A 1,835-nucleotide genomic window follows, 5' to 3' on the forward strand; every position below is an offset into this window, starting at 1 on the left:
ATGTGCGCACCCACTTTTACCCCATAACTTGCACCGTAAAGCACAAACCATGCAGCGATCAGCAGGGTCACTTCCTGCGCCCAGTGAATACCGGTATTAAAGCCAAAGCGCAGAACCACCTCAGCAAACACCAACAGTGTCATCGACACCATCAGCAGGGAGAGGAAACTCTCCTCAAAATGATCAATCACTTTTCTTATCATGACGGCCCCCTTATCGTGCGGTTGCTTGGACTTAACCGCTTATCGTTATCGCCGAAGGAACATAGAACTCACAGGACAACTCACATGCATAGCATCTGAGGGAAGTTCTCCTCTGAGCATGAAGGTATGAAATGTGGTAACTCTTACGACAGCTACGCATAGCTGCAGACAGAGACGGACCGACAGGCCCGTCCCTAAGACAGACCGAAGCTTACTGGTTAGACGCTTCAGCAGCGCTGATCACATCAGCACCAATTTCGTCTTCAAACTGCTTCCAAACCGGCTTCATTGCAGTCACCCACTGAGCGCGCTCAGCGTCAGACAGGTTCACCACTTCGGAACGCTTGGAATCGATGATCGCCTGTTTGTCGGATTCTGCTTTCTGCGCAGCAATCTGGTTACCGTGTGCAATCGCGTCGTTCAGCGCAGCGCTGATTTCGGTACGCAGATCGTCATCCAGGCCCATCCAGAACTCAGCGGAAGTTACAATCAGGTAGTCCAGAACACCGTGGTTAGATTCGGTGATGTAAGGCTGTACTTCGAAGAATTTCTTGGAAAAAATGTTGGACCAGGTGTTTTCCTGACCGTCGATTGCGCGGGTCTGCAGCAGGGTGAATACTTCGGAGAAAGGCTTTTTCAGGGGCACAGCGTCAACCGCTTCGAACTGCGCCTGCAGTACGTCAGAGGTCATGATGCGGAACTTTTTACCTGAAGCATCAGCAGGCAATTTCAGCGGCGCGCTTGCAGACAACTGCTTCATGCCGTTGTGCAGGTAACCCAGACCTACCAGACCTTTTTTCTGCAGAGCACCCAGCAGTTTCTGACCTTCAGGGCCCTTCTGGAAACGCTCTACTGCATCCATATCCTTGAACAGGAATGGCAGATCGAACACCTGCAGAGACTTGGTGTATTTCTGGAATTTAGACAGGGATGGTGCAGCCATCTGCACATCGCCCAACAACATCGCTTCCAAAACTTTGTTGTCGCCGAACAGCTGAGAGCTAGGGAAAACTTTGACTTCTACTTTGCCTGCCAGACGCTCATCGACCAGTTCTTTGAACTTAATCGCCATCTGACCTTTCGGGGTGTTTTCAGCCACTACGTGAGAAAACTTGATTTCAACCGGTGCAGCCGAAGCCGTCTGAGCACCAACCATAAGAGCCAAAGAGGCCACTGCAGCAGTAAGTAAACGCATAACGCATCTCCTGTTTTTTGATTTATTAGCGTTGTTTGTTTGGACAAAGTCACCCGCGTCATCCTTTGAGGGAGCGCATGATGATTACCTATGTATTCAGCAAACAGGGTGCCAACTCTCAAAACATGCGTTTACTTATTCCATTAAGTCTTGTTATTCATAGAGTTACAAACAGGAAAAACAAAACAACCCTGACATAACCGCCCCCAGTTATGGGTGGAATACCACCCATTTCCAAACAATCGTTTGGCGAAAAACCACCCAACTATCAAGCTCCCCAAGGCACAGCCACTGTAAATAAATGTATTAAATATTGATCTGTATCCGCCGATAACGTGCATATGCACTATGCGATATGGCGCTTTACGGCCTACACTGTGGGCTTTGCAAAAAGTGTTCAGGCCCTCGTTCCGGTTACTCAGGTGGTATAAACGTGA

General features: G+C 49.1%; 2 protein-coding genes. Both read right to left on the minus strand.

From position 1 onward, the window contains the following. The coding region (locus ABYW01_RS20760; protein ID WP_372836430.1) for a TRAP transporter small permease at nucleotides 1-203 on the minus strand (203 nt) is incomplete at its 3' end. Between the two features lie 211 nt (nucleotides 204-414). Next, nucleotides 415-1,398 (minus strand): TRAP transporter substrate-binding protein, encoded by a 984-nt coding sequence (locus tag ABYW01_RS20765; protein ID WP_372836432.1) that lies wholly within the window; start codon nucleotides 1,396-1,398, stop codon nucleotides 415-417. Nucleotides 1,399-1,835 lie beyond the last annotated feature (437 nt).

This window comes from Pontibacterium sp. (assembly GCF_041587635.1).
Lineage (GTDB): Bacteria > Pseudomonadota > Gammaproteobacteria > Pseudomonadales > Balneatricaceae > Pontibacterium.

Excerpts from the sequence above, each read along its gene's own strand:
- ABYW01_RS20765 (WP_372836432.1), bottom strand. The coding sequence starts at position 1,398 with ATGCGTTTACTTACTGCTGCAGTGGCCTCTTTGGCTCTTATGGTTGGT.